Below are 17,110 nucleotides of genomic sequence, written 5' to 3'. Positions count from 1 at the left end.
TCCAAGTTGTTATTATTTTCGATCCGCAATCTGCTTTCTCAAACGTTCGCCAAGTTCGCCAATTGACAGACTTCCCAGATCCTCGCCCTGCTGGGTACGCACACTCGCAGTTCGAGTTTCCAATTCCTTGTCGCCGATAATCAACAAATACGGGACACGCTGCATGGAATGCTCGCGGATTTTAAAGCCTATCTTCTCGTTTCTCAAGTCAATTTTGGCCCTAAGACCTTGTTTTTCAAGTTCTAGGCGAACCTGCTCGGCATATTCGGCATGACGATCGGTGATATTCATGACCATGATTTGCACCGGACTTAACCACAACGGAAAGTTTCCGGCGTATTGCTCGATCAAAATACCGATAAAGCGCTCTAACGAACCCAAAATAGCCCGATGCAGCATCACGGGGGTATGGCGCGCACTGTCTTCACCGATGTAACAGGCATCCAACCGCTCCGGCATCGAAAAATCGACCTGGATGGTACCGCACTGCCAAACCCGACCGATGCAATCTTTCAGCGAGAACTCAATCTTCGGACCGTAAAAGGCACCTTCTCCAGGCTGCAACTGCCATTCAAGGCCTTTATTGTTAAGCGCCAACTCCAAAGCACTCTCCGCTTTATCCCATACCGCATCGGCGCCGACCCGATTTTCAGGGCGAGTCGATAACTTAATGATCACTTCGTCGAAACCGAAATCCTTATAAACTTCGAACAGCAAATCGATAAAAGTCGATACCTCAGATTGAATCTGATCTTCAGTGCAGAAAAATATGCGCATCGTCCTGCACAAAGTTCCTAACCCGCATCAGACCGTGCAAAGTACCCGAAGGCTCGTTACGATGGCAAGAACCGAATTCAGCCAAGCGCACCGGCAGATCACGGTAACTTTTGATGCCTTGATTGTAAATCTGGATATGACACGGGCAGTTCATCGGTTTCACCGCATAATCCCGATTTTCGGAATGCGTGGTGAACATCATCGCACTGAATTTATCCCAATGCCCGGATTTCTCCCACAAAGTACGGTCGACAATTTGCGGCGTCCTAACTTCGCCATAGCCGTTCACCCGCAACTTCTCGCGAATGTACTGCTCCACTTCTTTGTAAATCGTCCAGCCTTTGTCGTGCCAGAACACCATACCCGGCGCTTCCTCCTGAGTATGAAACAAATCCAAAGCCTTGCCGATTTTGCGATGATCGCGCTTTTCCGCCTCTTCAAGACGGTGCAGATAAGCGGCCAACTCTTTAGCATCACCCCACGCGGTACCGTAAATCCGCTGCAACATTTCGTTTTTCGAATCGCCCCGCCAATAGGCGCCGGCAATTTTCATCAACTTGAATGCTTTTAGCTTACCAGTGCTCGGCACATGGGGGCCGCGGCACAGGTCGGTAAATTCGCCTTGCCGGTAAAGCGACAATTCCTCATTTGCCGGAATCGAAGCGATAATCTCGGCCTTGTATTTTTCACCCAACGCACTAAAGAATTGCACCGCTTCGTCGCGAGCCATCAAAGAACGCTGCACCGGCATATCGGCTGCAGACAATTCCTGCATTTTTTTCTCTATCGCAACCAAATCGTCGGGCGTAAACGATCGCTCGTAAGAAAAATCGTAATAAAAGCCGTTTTCTACGACAGGACCAATAGTAACCTGAGCGCTGGGAAACAACTGCTTAACGGCTTGCGCTAACAAATGGGCAGTGGAGTGACGAATAACGTCCACGCCCTCCTCATCCCTCGCGGTCACAATTTGCAGGGTCGCATCGCCCTGAATCAGATAACTAGCATCAACCAGCTTACCGTCGACCTTGCCAGCCAAGGTCGCCTTAGCCAGCCCGGTACCGATAGACAGAGCCACATCCATCACAGAAACTGCATGGTCGAATTGACGCTGAGAGCCATCAGGCAGAGTTATCACTGGCATTTTTGGATTCCACAATAAAAAAAGCACCGTCGTGCGGTGCTTAGTATTTTGGTAGGCGCGAGTGGACTCGAACCACCGACCCCCACCATGTCAAGGTGGTGCTCTAACCAACTGAGCTACGCGCCTAAAGTCTTGTCGTTCGAGCCGTGCATTATAACGACGTTAAATTTTTGTGCAAGCGTTTTCTGCCAATCCGCTTTAATCCCGACTCATATCGTAGCCGAGACGATAGTACCTGAGCCGGCTGGTGCCGAATTCTGATGCTCGGTGTCACCCTTAAGTTTGTTCAAAAACTCCAACAATGAAGGTTTCTCGCCACCACTGCCACTATCCAAAAGATTGACCAGACGATCAAAATCCTCCCTTAGAGACTTAAATTGATCGGAACTTGCCTGACTCGCGTCACTTAAAGCCGCAATCAAGTTGTCCAAGTTCGCGGAAAAATTTCGATAACCGTGCCAGCCGACCGAGCGAGATCCATAGCCATCACCTTTGCCGCCAGCCCCGGTATTTGCAGCATCTGCAACTTGCGCGAGCGCTCGCCGCAACTCGTGTAAAAAGCCGTGTAGCGCCTTAAACACATCGCCGTGAGCATACTGAGCCGAAGCATCATTCGTTGTGACCGGCGCCGAGCTCGACGCCGAATCGGTCAAAACCTGGTCCGCAGACTCATTACTGGTCGTGGTGGACGCATTCGCCGTCGCCGCGCTATTCGATAATTGCGAAACCGAATCAAACCCGCTTGAATTGGCGCCGGACGCAGTATCAACCCTCAATCCAACAGCCCGTCCCGAGCCAGCTTGCGTCAATACTTGGCGCAAATCCTGTAGAAATGTCTTTACCAGTTGCCCTATATCGACGGCTTTTCCTTCGTCAGACTGGTTTGATCTATCCGATTCATGATGGCTGTCAGCATTTTCACGAGGAAAACTCAACCCCAAACCCTGCAATGCGTTAACGACGCTCCGCATAAAATAACCGCCACCGTGATGGCGATGACCCTGGGCATGGGGGGATTCAGCAACTGTTTCGGGCTTCGTACCGTCCGGCTTCTCAGCAGCGCTTGCAGCAGAAACAGTGATAGTGGTCTGTGAAATATACAGCGATGCCGAAATTGAATTGATTGTAGCCATGAACACCCCCGCCAACGAAGAAACTAGATCGCTAATCCAGTTTTGGCGGATGGGATAAATAACCTCCGCCGCCACCGAAACCAACCTGCCCCTCTAATTAGCGACGAGAATTCTGTGAACTTTAGCAAACAAACGCAAAAAAATTAATTTCGGACTTGACCGAAAACCCTCAATCGCCACCGCCTCCCTTGCGCACCATCATGCCTTTCGAGGGGTTGTAGCCGACTATCGCCGCACCGATAAACACTAAAAAAGAAATCGCGGTGAAGATCAGAGCCGACTGATTGAAATGCTGATAAAGCGCAAAGCGGATCAGCTCTACAGCCTGGGAGAACGGATTATATTCTGCCAATGTCGCCAGTAGCGGACTAGACTCCTTGATTTTCCAGAGCGGATATAACGCAGTGGACATGAAAAACAGCGGAAATATCACGAAGTTCATCACCCCGGCAAAGTTCTCCAATTGCTTGATGAACGAGGACAACAACAAGCCCAGCGCGCCCAGCATCATGCCACCCAACACCAGCGCCGGCAGTATCCATAGATAGCCGGGCAGCGGCGCCTGAATGTCGTACAACCAAGCGATGCCCAGGAAAGCGTAGCACTGCAGCACGCCGACCGCGGTACCGGCGATCAATTTGCTGCAAAGCAAGAACCAGCGCGGCAGCGGGCACACCATCAACATACGCATACTGCCCATTTCGCGGTCGTACACCATCGACAGCGAGCTCTGCATACCGTTGAACAGCAAAATCATACCCAGCAGTCCGGGAGTGATGTAAACCTCGTACAAGATGTAGGTTTCGTAAGGCGGGCTGATCGCAATACCCAGCGCAGCGCGGAAGCCGGCCGCGAACACGAACAACCAGACCAGGGGTCTTACCAGCGCCGAGACGAAGCGCTCGCGCTGGTGCAGAAAACGCAGTAATTCACGACCAACGATGCCGACCAGCGCCCGCCAATAATGCAAAATTCTCATGCCGGCCCGCCTTTGTCGGATTGAGTGAGCTTTTGGAACACCTGGCCCGGATCCGCCCAACCAGTGCTTTGCAATATTTCAGTGAGTTTGCCATTGGCCTTGATTTGACCTTTGTGAAGCACTATCAGACTGTCGTCGGCGGCAATCTCGTCAATCAAATGCGTCGCCCACAATACCGCGAGACTTTGCTGCTTCACCAATTCGTGGACGTGCTTGACGATGGCCTGCCGACTAGGCACATCCAAGCCGACAGTCGGTTCGTCCAAAAGCAGCAGACTGGGTTTGTGTAACAAAGCGCGAGCAATCTCGACCCGACGCTTGTGGCCGCCGTTCAGTTGCCGGACTTTCTCGCCGCGCCGCTCATACATGTTCAGCCGCTCTAGTTCTTCCTGTATCCGGCGGTCTGCCTGTTTTTTACTGATGCCATGCAACGCGGCGTGGTAGCGCAGGTTTTGGGTCACCGACAAATCCGGGTCCAGCGTAGTCTGTTGAAACACTACCCCTAACTTGGCCAGGGCTTGCAGACTTTGCTTCTTGACGTCGTAACCGCACAGCGCGATGCGTCCTTCCCTGGCGTCGTAAAGCCGGGTAATCAGGGCGAACAAGGTACTTTTGCCGGCACCGTTCGGCCCCAGTAAAATCGTGCATTCGCCGGGCTCGACCTGAAACGCGACATTATCCAGCGCCTTCTTGGCACCGTAGGCAAAACTCAGACCATCGATTTGTAGCGCCGACGTCATGGTTTGACCGCTACACCCCAAGGATAACGGCCCACCGCCACCGACTTGGTTACCTTGTGATTTTCCAGGTCGATGATCGAAATATCGTTGCTGACGCCGTTGGTGGTATACAGGCGCTTTTGGTCCGGTGAAAAAGCCAGATTCCAAACTCGTTGACCGACCAGCAAAAATTTCTCCACCTTGTAATTCTGCGCGTCGATCACCGCGACCCGATTGGCCGGCCCCATCGCTACGTAGCCGTAGCGGCGTTGTTTATCGATAGCGATGCCGACCGGCTGCACCAAATCGCTGCTCAAACCGGGTACATCCAGTTTAATATTCTGGACGACTTGCTTGGTTGCGGTGTCGATGATGGTCAACGTACCGGCCATTTCCGAAGTTGCCCAGAGTTGCTGACTATCGTCGCTAAACGCCACCGCGCGCGGCCGAGGATCGACCAAAGTATTTTCCTTGATCTGCCGATCGGCAGTGCCTATCCAATGCAGCATATTGGTGGTCTCCGAGGCGCTGACCGTCCATTGGTTGTCAGGGCTGACCGCGATACCTTCCGGCTCGACGCCCACCTTGACCTTAGCCACCGCCTTCTTGCTGGCGATATCAATGACCGTGACTTCGGCGTCGTCCTCGTTGGACACGTACATCAGCTTGTCGTCGGGGCTCAGCGCGAAAGTCTCCGGGTCTTCGCCGGAAGGCAATTTACCGATTTCCTTCAAGTTTGAGCTATCCAGCATGCGAATCGTGTCGTCATCGCTGGTGGCGACGAACAGTGTCTTGCCATCGTGACTGATCGCAATACCGCGCGGCCTCTGGCCAACCTTGACGGTCTTGACCAACTTGCCTTCGGCGGGATCGACCACAGCAATCGCATTGTCTTTCTCCAAAGTCACAAAGACAGTTTCCGCACTTGCCGCACCGGCGACACAAACGGCGGCAGCCATTCCGGCCAGCTTTATCCGACGCATGATGCTTATCCTTGAGTTGCCATAAATCACTTGAGCCATCTCCTCGTTCTTGATCGAGCCAGACCGCATGCTAGACGATCGGCGGGCGGCAAGTTTAACCCGAAGCCAGCCAGGATTTCATCCCTTTACAAAAAGGGAAATTTTCCAAATCGACGATTCGGAAATCTACCGGTGGTTTTCTCCCGGAAAATTCTACTGACAAGAAACCTGCTGCACCTTGGAACAATAGCTTTGCTAGGCCGGGAGAGCGAGGATATCAACCATGCCGATACCGGCAGCACCCAAAAACACGCCAGACAGATCCGTTTAAGCGCATTCTAATCCGTTACGGAAACTTGAATGCAATGCGTACCAAGAGGACTCGACTCATGAAGATCTATTTGATTACGGACCAACAACTCGAAAACATCGAAAAACAACATGACGCACTGACTAAAACCCAAAACATGTGCGATTTGATGCTGGACATTGCCCAACACAGCGAAAACGGCAAGACGTTCGATGCGGCCATCGAGTTAGCCACCGGCGAACTGGATAGGCTGGAACGTTATTTCGATTCGTGCGAAGTGGTGTTAGCCCCCTGAAGCCCGCTTCGGCCATTGAGCATTGAAGCCCGAAGCAGGCAAGCCGGGTTGGTTAAGCAACTCCCTTCCACTGCCGGCTTAATCCCCTACTCTGCTCACAACGTTAACACGCGCCCGCTCGCAAGATACTCAGCGAGACTCCTTGCTCATTCGCGCAAGTGGCCGTCCCCCACCGCTATCCATTTATAGGTAGTCAGCCCGTCCGGCCCGACCGGACCGCGGACATGGAGTTTATCGGTGCTGATGCCGACTACCGAGCCCAGGCCGTAATCGCCGCCGCCGGATAGCCGGGTCGAGGCATTGACCATCACCGAGGCCGAATCGACTTGTTCTTCGAATTGCCTTGCCAGCCTCAGGCTTTGGGTGACGATGCCGTCGGTGTGGCCGGAACCGTAGTGGTTGATATGATCGATGGCTTGCTGGATGCCGGCGACGATTTTCACCGACAGAATCGGCGCCAGGTATTCGCTGGACCAGTCCTGTTCGGTGGCGGCGGCAATGCCGGGCAATAGTTTCAGGGTTTCCTCACAGCCGCGCAGTTCGATGCCATTTTCAGTAAAGGCTTCATCCAATAACGGCAACAACCGTTCGGCACATTCGGCATCGACCAGCAAGGTCTCCAACGCGTTGCAGACCTGCACGCTCTGGCATTTGGAATTGACTGCCAGCGCCACGGCTTTGGCCGGTTCGGCGTCGGCGGCCAGATACAAATGGCAAATGCCGTCGTAATGTTTGATCACCGGAATCCGGGTGCCTTCGGCGATACGTTTGATCAGGCTCTTGCCTCCGCGCGGGATCAGTACGTCGATGTACTGGTCTTGTTGCAATAATTCGCAGACCACTTCGTGGCCCGGCGTGCGGACGATCTGGATGGCGTGTTGCGGCAAGCCGGCGGCGGCCGCGCCGGCCACCATCGCATCGGTTAATACCGTGTTGGTTTGCAAGGCCTCCGAGCCGCCGCGCAGTATCACGGCGTTGCCGCTTTTGATGCAGACGCCGGCGGCGTCGGTGGTGACGTTGGGCCGCGACTCGTAAATCATGCCGATCACGCCCAGCGGTACCGACTTCTTATACACCCGCAACCCGGCCGGATTGGTATGGCCGGTCAGGATACGGTTCAGCGGATCGGGCAGTTGCGCGACTTTTTTCAAGCGCGACAGCATGTAATCGAACATCTTGTCGTCGATGGTCAGCCGCTTGACCATTGCCTCGGTCTGGCCGGCCGCGCGGGCTTTCACGACTTCTTCGGCGTTGGTTGCCAGCACCTGCGCTCTAACGTCCTGCAACGCTTCGGCCATTTTTGCCAGAGCCAAATTACGTTGCGCGTCGGAAGCCGGCGCCAGTTGGCGCGCAGCCAAGCGGCTTTGCCGGGCGATATCGGTTATGGAAGATAATTTCATGAGCTAAAGCATGGTTTTCGGTTAAAGGATGTCTGAGAAATCAGCCGGCGCGGAATAATTTGCCGGCCAAAGATAAGTGGCGACGCTCTTGGCCGGGATTTCGACGCGGGCCGTAAGCGCTCGATAACGGATATCGAAGCCAACACCGGCTTCGCCGTCGTTCAACACAATCAATACCAGATTGCCTTCCGGGGTAACGAACGCCACGTTCGGCAACAAATCGTTGCTGGAATCGATTCTCACCGAGCCGGGCCTTACCGTTTTGGCGGCATGGCCGATGATGTAGTAAGCCACGTTACGCTCGACCCGCTCGCCGTCGATGGTCAAAGCGCCGACGCAGCGCGCCTCGCCGCCCGGCGTGTGCGGGCAGCAAAACGGGTCGGCCGCCAGATTCCATTCCAGTACCGCGTTACTCCAATTGCGGCAGGCACCGATCAACACATGGCGGACGTGCCACATCAAATCGCCACCGAATTCGCCGTCAGAGCCGACCCATTGTTCGGTGAAATACAACTTCATGTCCGGATAGGCCGCGTGGATTTCCGACAGCACCGAAATATCGCCGCCATAGAGATGCCAAGCCGAGCCGCGCAAATAATGGCGGGCGCCAGCGTCGGCGAACACCGCCAACGGATATTCCTTGACGTCGCAATTGTGGTCCCAACATAAGATTTCGACTTCGGCCAAACCGGCCTCAGCCAGCGCCGGACCTAAGTAGGTTTTGACGAACTCGGCTTGCTCGGCCGCCTCCATCACCATACTCGGGTCGTTTTTGAAGTTTTGCGGTTCGTTTTGCGGCGTGATGGCGTGAATCGCGATACCGCGTGCGCGCATCGCCAACAGGTATTTGACGAAATACTGAGCGTAAACGGCGTAACACTCCGGTCTTAACTTGCCGCCGACGGCAGCTTGGTTGGTTTTCATCCAGCGCGGCGCCGACCAGGGCGTGGCGATGATTTTGATCTCAGGATTCAATGCCAGGATTTCCCGCAACAGCGGCACCACCTCGCAGTCGCCGGCATCCAGGTCAAAGTAGGCCAACTCGAAGTCGGTTTGCCCTGCCGGCAGATCGTCGTAGGAATAACTGCGCTCGCTCAAATCCGACGCGCCGATACTCAACCGTAAAAAACTGACACCGATGCCATCGGCGTCGGCCGAAAACAATTCATTCAATAACTTCTGTTTGACGTCTGTCGGCAAGCGGCTGATCAGCATGGCACTGCCGCCGGTCACCGAAAAACCGAATCCCTCGATCGTTTGCCGAACTTGTTCCGGGTCCAGCGTAATCGCCGGGCCGAGGCCATCGCCCGCTTGAAAAAACAGCACATCCTGCGCCTTTTCGAATAAGCGACTGCGGTCGGCGCTGGTCAGCCAAACTGAGATGGCCTGGGTCGGCTCGGGACTGGAAATCTGGGTCATGATGGATCTCGCATGATCGTTGAACGGGAGTTCGGCGGCGGTTTTGGCAGCGTGCTTTAGGCTTGTTCGCTCCTTGCTCGACGCAGCGACATGATAATGAAATCCGCCGGAAAAATGCGAAATGCTTGGTGCCGGCTGGTTTCCGCTAACGACGGTCGGATTTTGCAATGCAAAATCGGAGACTGTAAAATTCAATTGAACATTGTTTAATTTGATTTTATAGTAGCTCCGGTCTTTATCTTTACTGTCTGCTAAACTGCGCCGGGGAGGAAATTTATGTTGAAAATCGTATTGCGCTGGTTGTTAACCCTACTTTATCGGGTCAAGGTCAACGGTCTGGAGAATTACGCCGCAGCCGGCAACCGGGTGCTGATCGTCGCCAACCACACCTCGTTTCTCGATCCCCTGTTATTGGGCGTGTTTTTACCGGACGACATCACGTTCGCCATCAATACCCACATCTCCGAACGCTGGTGGTTGCGACCGTTCTTGAGGCTATCCAAAGTGTTCCCGATGGACCCGACCCATCCGCTGTCGCTGAAAGCCCTGATCCACCACATGCAGCAGGACACCAAAACCGTGATTTTCCCGGAAGGTCGAATCACCACCACCGGTACGTTGATGAAAATATACGACGGTACCGGCATGGTCGCCGATAAATCCGGTGCCACGCTGCTGCCGGTGCGGATCGACGGCGCCGAATTCAGCCGCTTCTCCAAATTGGGCGATAAGGTCAGACAACGCTGGTTTCCGCGCATCACCCTCCACATCCTGCCCCCGACCCGCATCGAAACCCACGGCGACGTCACCGGCAAAGCCCGCCGCAAACATAGCGGCCATATTTTATCGGACATCATGAGCGAAATGATGTTTGCCACCAGCCATTACCGGCAAACCATTTTTGCTGCGCTACTGGAAGCCCGCACCATTTTCGGCGGCAACTATGCCATTGCCGAGGACCTGGAGCGCAAACCGGTCAGTTACGACACGTTGATTACGCGCAGCATCGCGGTCGGCAAATTGGTGAAATCCATTACCGAGTCCGGCGAAAACGTTGGCGTGTTGCTGCCGAACAGTTGTAAGACCTTGAACGTAATCCTGGGCCTGCAACTTTACCGCCGCACCCCGGCGATGCTGAATTACTCGCTGGGCGCAGCCGGGATGGCTGCCGCCTGCCGCACCGGCCGGGTCAACACCGTACTGACCTCGCGCAAGTTCATCGAAGCCGCACATTTGCAAACCGAAGCGGATACACTGGCTGAGCAAGTGAACTTGGTCTATCTGGAGGACTTGGCGGCGGCGCTGACCGGCTTCGACAAAGCTGCAGCGTGGCTGCAGGGCAAAACCGCCCGACTCTGGTACAAAAGCCGGGAATACGATGCCGACGATGCGGCCGTGGTACTGTTCACTTCCGGCTCGGAGGGCTTGCCGAAAGGTGTGGTGCTGTCGCATGCCAACATTCTGGCCAACCATAAACAGATTCGCTCCCGCATCGATTTCGGACCGGGCGACGTGGTGTTGAATTTCCTGCCGATGTTCCATTCCTTCGGTTTCACCGTCGGCACCATGATGTCGGTGTTGAACGGCATGGTCAGTTTTTTCTATCCTTCCCCGCTGCATTACGCGGTGATTCCGGAAATGGCCTACGAGGTCGGCGCCACGATCATGTTCGGTACCAACACCTTCCTGGCGGCATATGCGAAAAAAGCCCACCCCTACGATTTTTACAAGATGCGTTATGTCGTGGCCGGCGCCGAAAAATTGCAGGAAACCACCCGCACCCTGTGGCTGAACAAATTCGGGATCCGGATTCTGGAAGGTTACGGCGCGACCGAAACGGCTCCGGTCACATCGGTCAATACGCCGATGGACTACAAAGCCGGCAGCGTCGGCCGCTTCATGCCCGACATGCTGCACCACCTGGAGCCGGTACCGGGCATCGACGGCGCCGGCCGGCTGCACGTGGCCGGGCCGAATATCATGAAAGGCTACTTATTGCCGGATAATCCCGGCGTATTGACGCCCCCGATTTCGCCGCAGTACGGCGAAGGTTGGTACGATACCGGCGACATCGTCCACGTCGACGACGAGGGCTTTATTCACATTCGCGGCCGCAGCAAGCGCTTTGCCAAGGTCGGCGGCGAAATGGTGTCGCTGACCGCGGTCGAGCAATTGGCGATCCAGGCCTGGCCGGACGCACAACACGCCGCGGTCAGCCTGCCCGACCCGCGCAAGGGCGAACAAATCATCCTGCTGACCACCCAACGCAACGCAATGTTGAAGCAATTGGCCGAAGCCTCGCCGGGCGTGGCGGCCATCAATTTGCCGAAAAAATTGTTTGTCCTGGAAAAACTGCCGGTGTTGGCCACCGGTAAAACCGACTATCCGGGCGCTACAGAGGTTGCTAACAACCTCATGATGATCCAGGAAGGGCAGTAAATGCTTCATCTCGAAAAGAAACTCGCTGTTCTGATCGATGCTGAAAACACGCGCCTAACCTCTCTTGAGGCAATAATTACTGAGCTATCCAAATATGGCTATTTAATCGTGAAGCGAGCGTATGGTGACTGGGCTTCATCTGCATTAAAAAATTGGAAAGAAAAGCTCAATGAATTAGCAATACAGCCAATACAGCAGTTCTCTTATACTCAAGGCAAAAACTCCTCAGATGCGGCACTTATAATCGATGCGATGGATTTACTATATTCAAATAAATTTGACGCGTTTGCGATTATTTCAAGTGATAGTGACTTTACTAGATTGGCAACTCGATTAAAGGAATCGCAGTTCCATGTGTATGGTGTTGGAGAGAGGCAAACCCCTATCTCTTTTAGAAATGCGTGTGATGATTTTATTTACATTGATGTTTTAGTAACACTTGATTCCTCGGATACTGAAGAAAAAACCTCAAGCACACTTACAGATAAAACACTTCCCTTGATCAAAAACCAATGGACCAGACAACAACTTTGTATGGATACAAAACTCATCAACAGCCTCAGAAATGCCGCAAAGGAATGTTCAGATGAGAATGGTTGGGCACTCTTGGGCTTGGCGGGAAGCTTGATCAAACGACAATTCCCTGATTTTGATTCTAGAAATTATGGATATTCGAAACTTTCAACATTAATTGAAGCAACTACATTATTCGAATTTACTCATGAAAAAATGAAAGGAACTAACGCTACTAGGATGTTTTATAGAGACAAGAAGCGACAAAAGGCTTAGTTAGAATTACTCCACGAATCTTATCAAAATAAACTAAAGAATACGTGCATGAACAAATCCATTTATCCGTTGCTGGTTGCGCAATTTCTCTCGGCCTTTGCCGATAACGCCATTTTGTTCACGGTCATTGCAATGGTGATGCAACAAGCGGAACCGGCCAGTTGGTACGTGCCGGCATTGCAGAGCGTATTTTTGGTGACTTTCGTCGCGTTGGCACCCTGGGCGGGCGGCTTTGCCGACAGCCAGCCTAAATCGCGGGTACTGATCATCGCCAATCTGATCAAAGCCGGCGGCGCCGGGTTATTGCTGGTCAAGGTCGAACCTTTGCTGGCTTATTGCCTGGTCGGCGTCGGTGCCACGCTCTACAGCCCAGCCAAATATGGCATATTGCCGGAGTTGGCCGGACACAATGCCTTGGTCAAAGCCAATAGCTGGGTCGAGGGCTCGACCATTTTAGCGATACTGACCGGTATGCTGGTCGGCGCCAAGCTGGCCGACCATTCCGTCACCTGGGCTTTGCTGGCCACGATCGGTCTGTACTCGGTGTCGGCTGCGACGACGCTGTTTTTGCCGACAGGATTGCGCAAAACGATAGGCGGCGGTTCGAAAATCCTGCTGTTTTACCGCGAGGTCAAAGATTTTCTGTCGGTACCGCGCTCGCGGTTTGCGGTTTTGGGTGCTTCGCTGTTTTGGGCGGCGGCGGCCAGCGTCCGGGTCATCATCATCGCCTGGGCGCCATTGGTGTTGATGCTGCACAATGCCAGCGACATCGCCAACCTGACGCTATTTCTGGCGTTGGGCATCATCGCCGGCTCAGCGCTGGCACCCCACTTGATTCCGCTGGAACATCTGCGCCGGGCAAGGATTCCTGCCTATGCAATGAGTGCGCTGATTGTGGCATTAAGTTTTACCGACGCGATCTGGCCGGCGCGCGGCGTGCTGTTTTTGATGGGGACCGCCGGCGGATTGTTTATCGTGCCGATCAACGCCGCCTTGCAGGAAATCGGCCAACAAAGCATCGGCAGCGGCGGCGCAGTGGCGATGCAAAACTTTTTTCAAAACGCGGCAATGTTGCTGGCGGTCGGTTGCTATACCCTGGCCGCAGCGGAACAGGTGACTCCAATCGCGGCTATGGTCGGATTGGGGCTGCTATTGCTGGTAGCGACTATTCTGGTGGCATGGCATTTGCCGGATTCGGCGCAATCTTCCAGCCCTGAATAAAAGTCCAAACCAGCAACTCCACCGCCTTTTTCGCGGCTTCGACTTCGCCGGCTTGCTGCTCGCCGGTCAAGGAGAGGATGCAGATGCCGTGGATGCCGCTCCACAACGCACGCGATGCCAGCCGGCTCCGCTCGGCGGAGACATCCTGCGCTAGCTGGCCGAACAAGGCTTCGGCAATCGCGAACATTTGTTCGACCTTGGCTTGGTACCAATCCGGTACCGGCGCATCGCTCTGGGCATCGAAAATCATCCGCCAGCGGTTGAAATGGCGGGCGGCGAATTGCAAGTAAGTATCCGCCAGCGCCATCAACTGCTGTTCGGCGCCGCCGTCGGTTACGCTTTGTTGCAGGTGTTCGGCAAGTTGCTCCAAAGTCCGCGCCTTAACGTGGGTTGCCAGATCGTTCATATTGGCGAACACCATGTAAATGCTGCCGACCGTATAGCCGATCTCCAGCGCAATCTTCCTGACCGTCAAAGCATTAAAACCATCCTCGATAACAATGGTTTCCGCCGCCTTCAGCACCATTTCCCGGATCTGCTCCTGACTATGCTCGCTTCTTCTTGCCATGTTCGCTCGATAATCCATCAAAAACGGTTACGATACACGACCTTGCCATAGGAATCGATAGCTGACATGTCAAACGAACTGCTCGACGTGGTCGACGAACTCGACTGCATTCTGGAACAGCGCCCGCGCCAGGAAATCCACGCCACCGGCCGCCGTCACCGCGCTGTGCATATATTGGTGTTTAACGACCGCGACCAGTTGTTTTTGCAAAAACGCTCGATGCTGAAAGATCTGAACAAAGGTCTGTGGGACACGTCTGCCGCCGGCCATGTCGACGCCGGCGAGACCTACGCCGATTGCGCGCCGCGCGAGCTGGAAGAAGAGTTGGGAGTGGCCGCCGCCGATTTGAAAGCTTTATTCAAACTGGAGGCTTGCCCGGAACTGGGCATGGAGTTTATTCAGGTCTACCAAGCCCGACATAACGGGCCGTTCCAATTGGCAGCGGACGAAATAGACGAAGGCGGCTGGTTCCCGCCCACTGCCATAGACGATCGGGTCGCCAAAGACGACCCGACGATGACCGAAACCTTCAAGATAATTTGGCGGCGTTACCGCCAGATTGTGCCGCCAGCAGGCGGTTAATCAATGCTCAAACGCTGGCCGCCTTTGCTTTGGGCTTTGACCAGATTCAAGGTCAGGATGCCGTTGTCGTAGCGGGCTTTACTAGCGCCTTGATCGATCTCGACCGGCAACTGAAAACTGCGCGAGACCTGCCCGAAATAACGCTCGCTGCGCAAAGGTTTGTCGTCCTTGTTCTGCGTGTCGATCTGGCTGATTTCGGCGCGGATACTGACTGCGTTGCCTTCGATCTGGACATGGATGTTTTCTTTGCCGGCACCGGGCAATTCGGCGTGAACGACGTATTCGTTCGGATTTTCTTTAATATCGACTTTAATCTGCGCCGGCAACGGATCGCCGTGTAAAGGACGGACCCAATAGCCCGGACTGATATCCCGAAACAACTCGTCAAACAGATTACCGCCGACAAATGGACTCAAGCTGCTCATAGCATTTCTCCTTATAGTTTCTGCGGGAAATGCGATGATACAAAATTGGGCTGGCATTGCAACCGAGGAAAATCCCAGGAAATTGTTGCGGCTCGAGAGCGAAAGGAGATGAGAGAAAACGATTGGCGGAGCGGACGGGGCTCGAACCCGCGACCCCCGGCGTGACAGGCCGGTATTCTAACCAACTGAACTACCGCTCCGCGTTGGTGAGCCGCTCATTATACGAGCTGATAAAATACGGTCAAGTAAAAAATCGGTATCGACCATGGACAACTCGACCTGCCCGCTTTGCACCAGCCATGACACAAACCATTTTCATCGCGACCGGCAACGCGATTACCGCCGCTGCGCAAAATGTTGGCTGGTGTTTGTGGATAGCAGCCAACATTTAAGCCGGGACGCGGAAAAAGCGATTTACGATCTGCATCAAAACCACTCAAACGATGCCGGCTATCTTAACTTTCTGTCGCGGCTGGCGTTACCGCTGGCCAGCCTGTTGCCGCCCGGCTCGGAAGGGCTGGATTACGGCTGCGGCCCCGGTCCGGCAATGGCCAGCATGCTTGAGGAATACGGACATCGCGTCAAACTGTACGACCCGATTTACGCCAATCATCCCGCACATTTGCAGCAGCAATACGACTTTATCACCTGCACCGAAGTCATCGAGCACTTTCGCGAGCCTGGGCGGGAATTCGGCCGTCTGTTCGGTTTGATTCGCCCCGGAGGTTGGCTGGGTATCATGACTAAATTGGTAATCGATGCGGACGCCTTCAGCCGCTGGCATTACAAGAACGACCCGACCCACATCGCTTTTTTCTCGCGACCCACTTTAACGTGGCTGGCAGAGCACTACGACTGCGCGATCGAATTCATCGGCAGCGACGTCATCATTTTGCAACGCAATCGGCACCGACGCAGCAATTGACCTCCACCGTGACGTGGTCCAACTTGCGAAACTCTGCCAACAAGCCCTTGTAATACTGCGGCGGTTTCGGGTGCTGCGTGACCAGACCGATAATGGCGGCATAGTGGTTGGCGCTGACCGGCCAGATGTGCAGATCGACAACGCGGCATTCGCCGTCCTGTTCCAAAACGGCCCGTATTTTGGCGGCGTAAGCGGAATCGATACTCTGATCCAGCAAAATCGGGCTGGTGTCCCTGATCAAACCGACCGCCCAAATCAATATCACCCCGGCACCGACAAATCCCATCACGGTGTCCAACCAGACCCAGCCGTAATATTTACCGGCTAACAACGCGATAATCGCCAATACCGAGGTCAGTGCGTCCGCCACCACGTGCAGATAGGCCGCTCGCAAGTTATGGTCATGGTGGCCGCGGCTTTCATGTTCATGTTCATGTTCATGTTCATGTTCATGTTCATGTTCATGTTCATGGTCGTGGTCGTGGTCGTGGTCGTGGTCGTGGTCGTGGTGATGATGGTCGCCGTGATGGTGGTCGTGATGGTCGCCCAATAACAACGCACTCACCAGATTGATCAGCAAACCGACTTCGGCCACCAAAATTGCTTCGTCGAAATGAATGGCCTGCGGTGCCAACAAGCGTTCGATCGAATCGGCCACCATTACGAATGCCACCATCGCCAAGGCGATTGAGCTGGCAAAACCGCCCAATACGCTGACCTTGGCCGGGCTAAAAGCAAAGGTTTGGTCGTGCTGATGAATCCGACTGTAGCGGTAGGCAAAAATAGCAATCATGAAGGCGACAACGTGAGTCGCCATATGCCAGCCGTCCGCCAGCAAAGCCATCGAGTGGAACTGCATGCCGGCGGCAATTTCCACCAACATTGTGCTAAACGTCAGTGCCAGCACCCATTTGGTCCGCCGCTCGCCTTTACGGTTAATCCTGGCGAAATCGTGAGAGTGCTGCCAATTACCGAGTTGATGTTCATGCATGAGTCGAATCCTTGTCGTCCACCAAAACCTTA

Annotated in this window: 15 protein-coding genes, 2 tRNA genes and 1 pseudogene; 6 read left to right on the top strand and 12 right to left on the bottom strand. The window is 54.2% G+C overall.

The genetic code is table 11. From position 1 onward, the window contains the following. Positions 1-12: 12 nt before the first annotated feature. From thrS to PL263_RS03175, 6 genes and pseudogenes are all read right to left on the bottom strand, one after another. Positions 13-1,921: pseudogene (gene thrS / locus PL263_RS03200) on the bottom strand (threonine--tRNA ligase). Between the two features lie 49 nt (positions 1,922-1,970). Further along, positions 1,971-2,047: transfer RNA gene (locus PL263_RS03195), tRNA-Val, on the bottom strand. An 83-nt stretch (positions 2,048-2,130) separates the two neighbouring features. Further along, complete coding sequence (locus PL263_RS03190; RefSeq protein ID WP_278211667.1) at positions 2,131-3,054, bottom strand: hypothetical protein; 924 nt, start codon at positions 3,052-3,054, stop codon at positions 2,131-2,133. A 169-nt stretch (positions 3,055-3,223) separates the two neighbouring features. Continuing rightward, positions 3,224-4,033: an ABC transporter permease gene (locus tag PL263_RS03185; RefSeq protein ID WP_278211666.1), complete on the bottom strand. Its 810-nt coding sequence runs from the start codon at positions 4,031-4,033 to the stop codon at positions 3,224-3,226. Continuing rightward, positions 4,030-4,773: an ABC transporter ATP-binding protein gene (locus PL263_RS03180; protein ID WP_278211665.1), complete on the bottom strand. Its 744-nt coding sequence runs from the start codon at positions 4,771-4,773 to the stop codon at positions 4,030-4,032. The genes PL263_RS03185 and PL263_RS03180 overlap by 4 nt, the downstream gene beginning before the upstream one ends. Then, positions 4,770-5,735 carry a PQQ-dependent catabolism-associated beta-propeller protein gene (locus PL263_RS03175; RefSeq protein WP_278211664.1) on the bottom strand — a complete coding sequence of 322 codons (966 nt, stop codon included), beginning with the start codon at positions 5,733-5,735 and terminating at the stop codon, positions 4,770-4,772. The genes PL263_RS03180 and PL263_RS03175 overlap by 4 nt, the downstream gene beginning before the upstream one ends. Before the next feature lie 368 nt (positions 5,736-6,103). Between PL263_RS03175 and PL263_RS03170 the strand changes: the two genes are divergently transcribed. Then, the gene (locus PL263_RS03170) at positions 6,104-6,319 is read left to right on the top strand and encodes a hypothetical protein (protein WP_140912678.1); all 216 of its coding nucleotides are present in this window, start codon (positions 6,104-6,106) and stop codon (positions 6,317-6,319) included. 146 nt (positions 6,320-6,465) lie between these two features. Here PL263_RS03170 and PL263_RS03165 read toward each other — a convergent pair whose 3' ends face one another. Continuing rightward, positions 6,466-7,719: a glutamate-5-semialdehyde dehydrogenase gene (locus PL263_RS03165; RefSeq protein ID WP_278211663.1), complete on the bottom strand. Its 1,254-nt coding sequence runs from the start codon at positions 7,717-7,719 to the stop codon at positions 6,466-6,468. A gap of 21 nt (positions 7,720-7,740) precedes the next feature. Continuing rightward, positions 7,741-9,138, bottom strand: a complete 1,398-nt coding sequence (locus PL263_RS03160) for a glycoside hydrolase family 30 beta sandwich domain-containing protein (protein WP_278211662.1) — start codon at positions 9,136-9,138, stop codon at positions 7,741-7,743. A gap of 276 nt (positions 9,139-9,414) precedes the next feature. Here PL263_RS03160 and PL263_RS03155 point away from each other — a divergent pair, with 276 nt between their 5' ends. Genes PL263_RS03155 through lplT form a run of 3 tightly spaced genes read left to right on the top strand, consistent with a single transcriptional unit; the run spans position 9,415 to position 13,587 of the window. Beyond that, a complete protein-coding gene (locus PL263_RS03155) occupies positions 9,415-11,577 on the top strand; it encodes an AMP-binding protein (protein WP_278211661.1) in 2,163 nt (720 codons plus the stop codon). After that, complete coding sequence (locus PL263_RS03150; RefSeq protein WP_278211660.1) at positions 11,578-12,366, top strand: NYN domain-containing protein; 789 nt, start codon at positions 11,578-11,580, stop codon at positions 12,364-12,366. Between the two features lie 48 nt (positions 12,367-12,414). Beyond that, the gene (lplT, locus tag PL263_RS03145) at positions 12,415-13,587 is read left to right on the top strand and encodes a lysophospholipid transporter LplT (protein ID WP_278211659.1); all 1,173 of its coding nucleotides are present in this window, start codon (positions 12,415-12,417) and stop codon (positions 13,585-13,587) included. Here the strand turns inward: lplT and PL263_RS03140 are convergent. Continuing rightward, a complete protein-coding gene (locus tag PL263_RS03140; protein ID WP_278211658.1) occupies positions 13,532-14,155 on the bottom strand; it encodes a TetR/AcrR family transcriptional regulator in 624 nt (207 codons plus the stop codon). The genes lplT and PL263_RS03140 overlap by 56 nt on opposite strands. 66 nt (positions 14,156-14,221) lie before the next feature. On the opposite strand from PL263_RS03140, the gene PL263_RS03135 reads away from it, so the two are divergent. Next, entirely contained in the window at positions 14,222-14,737 is a 516-nt protein-coding gene (locus PL263_RS03135) for an NUDIX domain-containing protein (RefSeq protein WP_278211657.1), read from the top strand. Here the strand turns inward: PL263_RS03135 and PL263_RS03130 are convergent. Together PL263_RS03130 and PL263_RS03125 are read right to left on the bottom strand one after the other, a co-directional pair. After that, positions 14,734-15,162, bottom strand: a complete 429-nt coding sequence (locus PL263_RS03130; protein ID WP_278211656.1) for an Hsp20/alpha crystallin family protein — start codon at positions 15,160-15,162, stop codon at positions 14,734-14,736. The genes PL263_RS03135 and PL263_RS03130 overlap by 4 nt on opposite strands. Positions 15,163-15,285: 123 nt before the next feature. Further along, a tRNA-Asp gene (locus PL263_RS03125) sits at positions 15,286-15,362 on the bottom strand. A 65-nt stretch (positions 15,363-15,427) separates the two neighbouring features. Here PL263_RS03125 and PL263_RS03120 point away from each other — a divergent pair. After that, positions 15,428-16,087: a class I SAM-dependent methyltransferase gene (locus tag PL263_RS03120; protein ID WP_278211655.1), complete on the top strand. Its 660-nt coding sequence runs from the start codon at positions 15,428-15,430 to the stop codon at positions 16,085-16,087. Here the strand turns inward: PL263_RS03120 and dmeF are convergent. Beyond that, positions 16,050-17,078: a CDF family Co(II)/Ni(II) efflux transporter DmeF gene (gene dmeF, locus PL263_RS03115; RefSeq protein ID WP_278211654.1), complete on the bottom strand. Its 1,029-nt coding sequence runs from the start codon at positions 17,076-17,078 to the stop codon at positions 16,050-16,052. The two genes, PL263_RS03120 and dmeF, sit on opposite strands and share 38 nt — an antisense overlap. Between the last annotated feature and the right edge of the window lie 32 nt (positions 17,079-17,110).

The sequence above is a fragment of the Methylomonas sp. EFPC3 genome, from assembly GCF_029643245.1.
GTDB lineage: Bacteria > Pseudomonadota > Gammaproteobacteria > Methylococcales > Methylomonadaceae > Methylomonas > Methylomonas koyamae_B.
The sequence above is the reverse complement of the archived record's forward strand: the minus strand, read 5'-3'. Positions and strand labels throughout refer to the sequence as shown.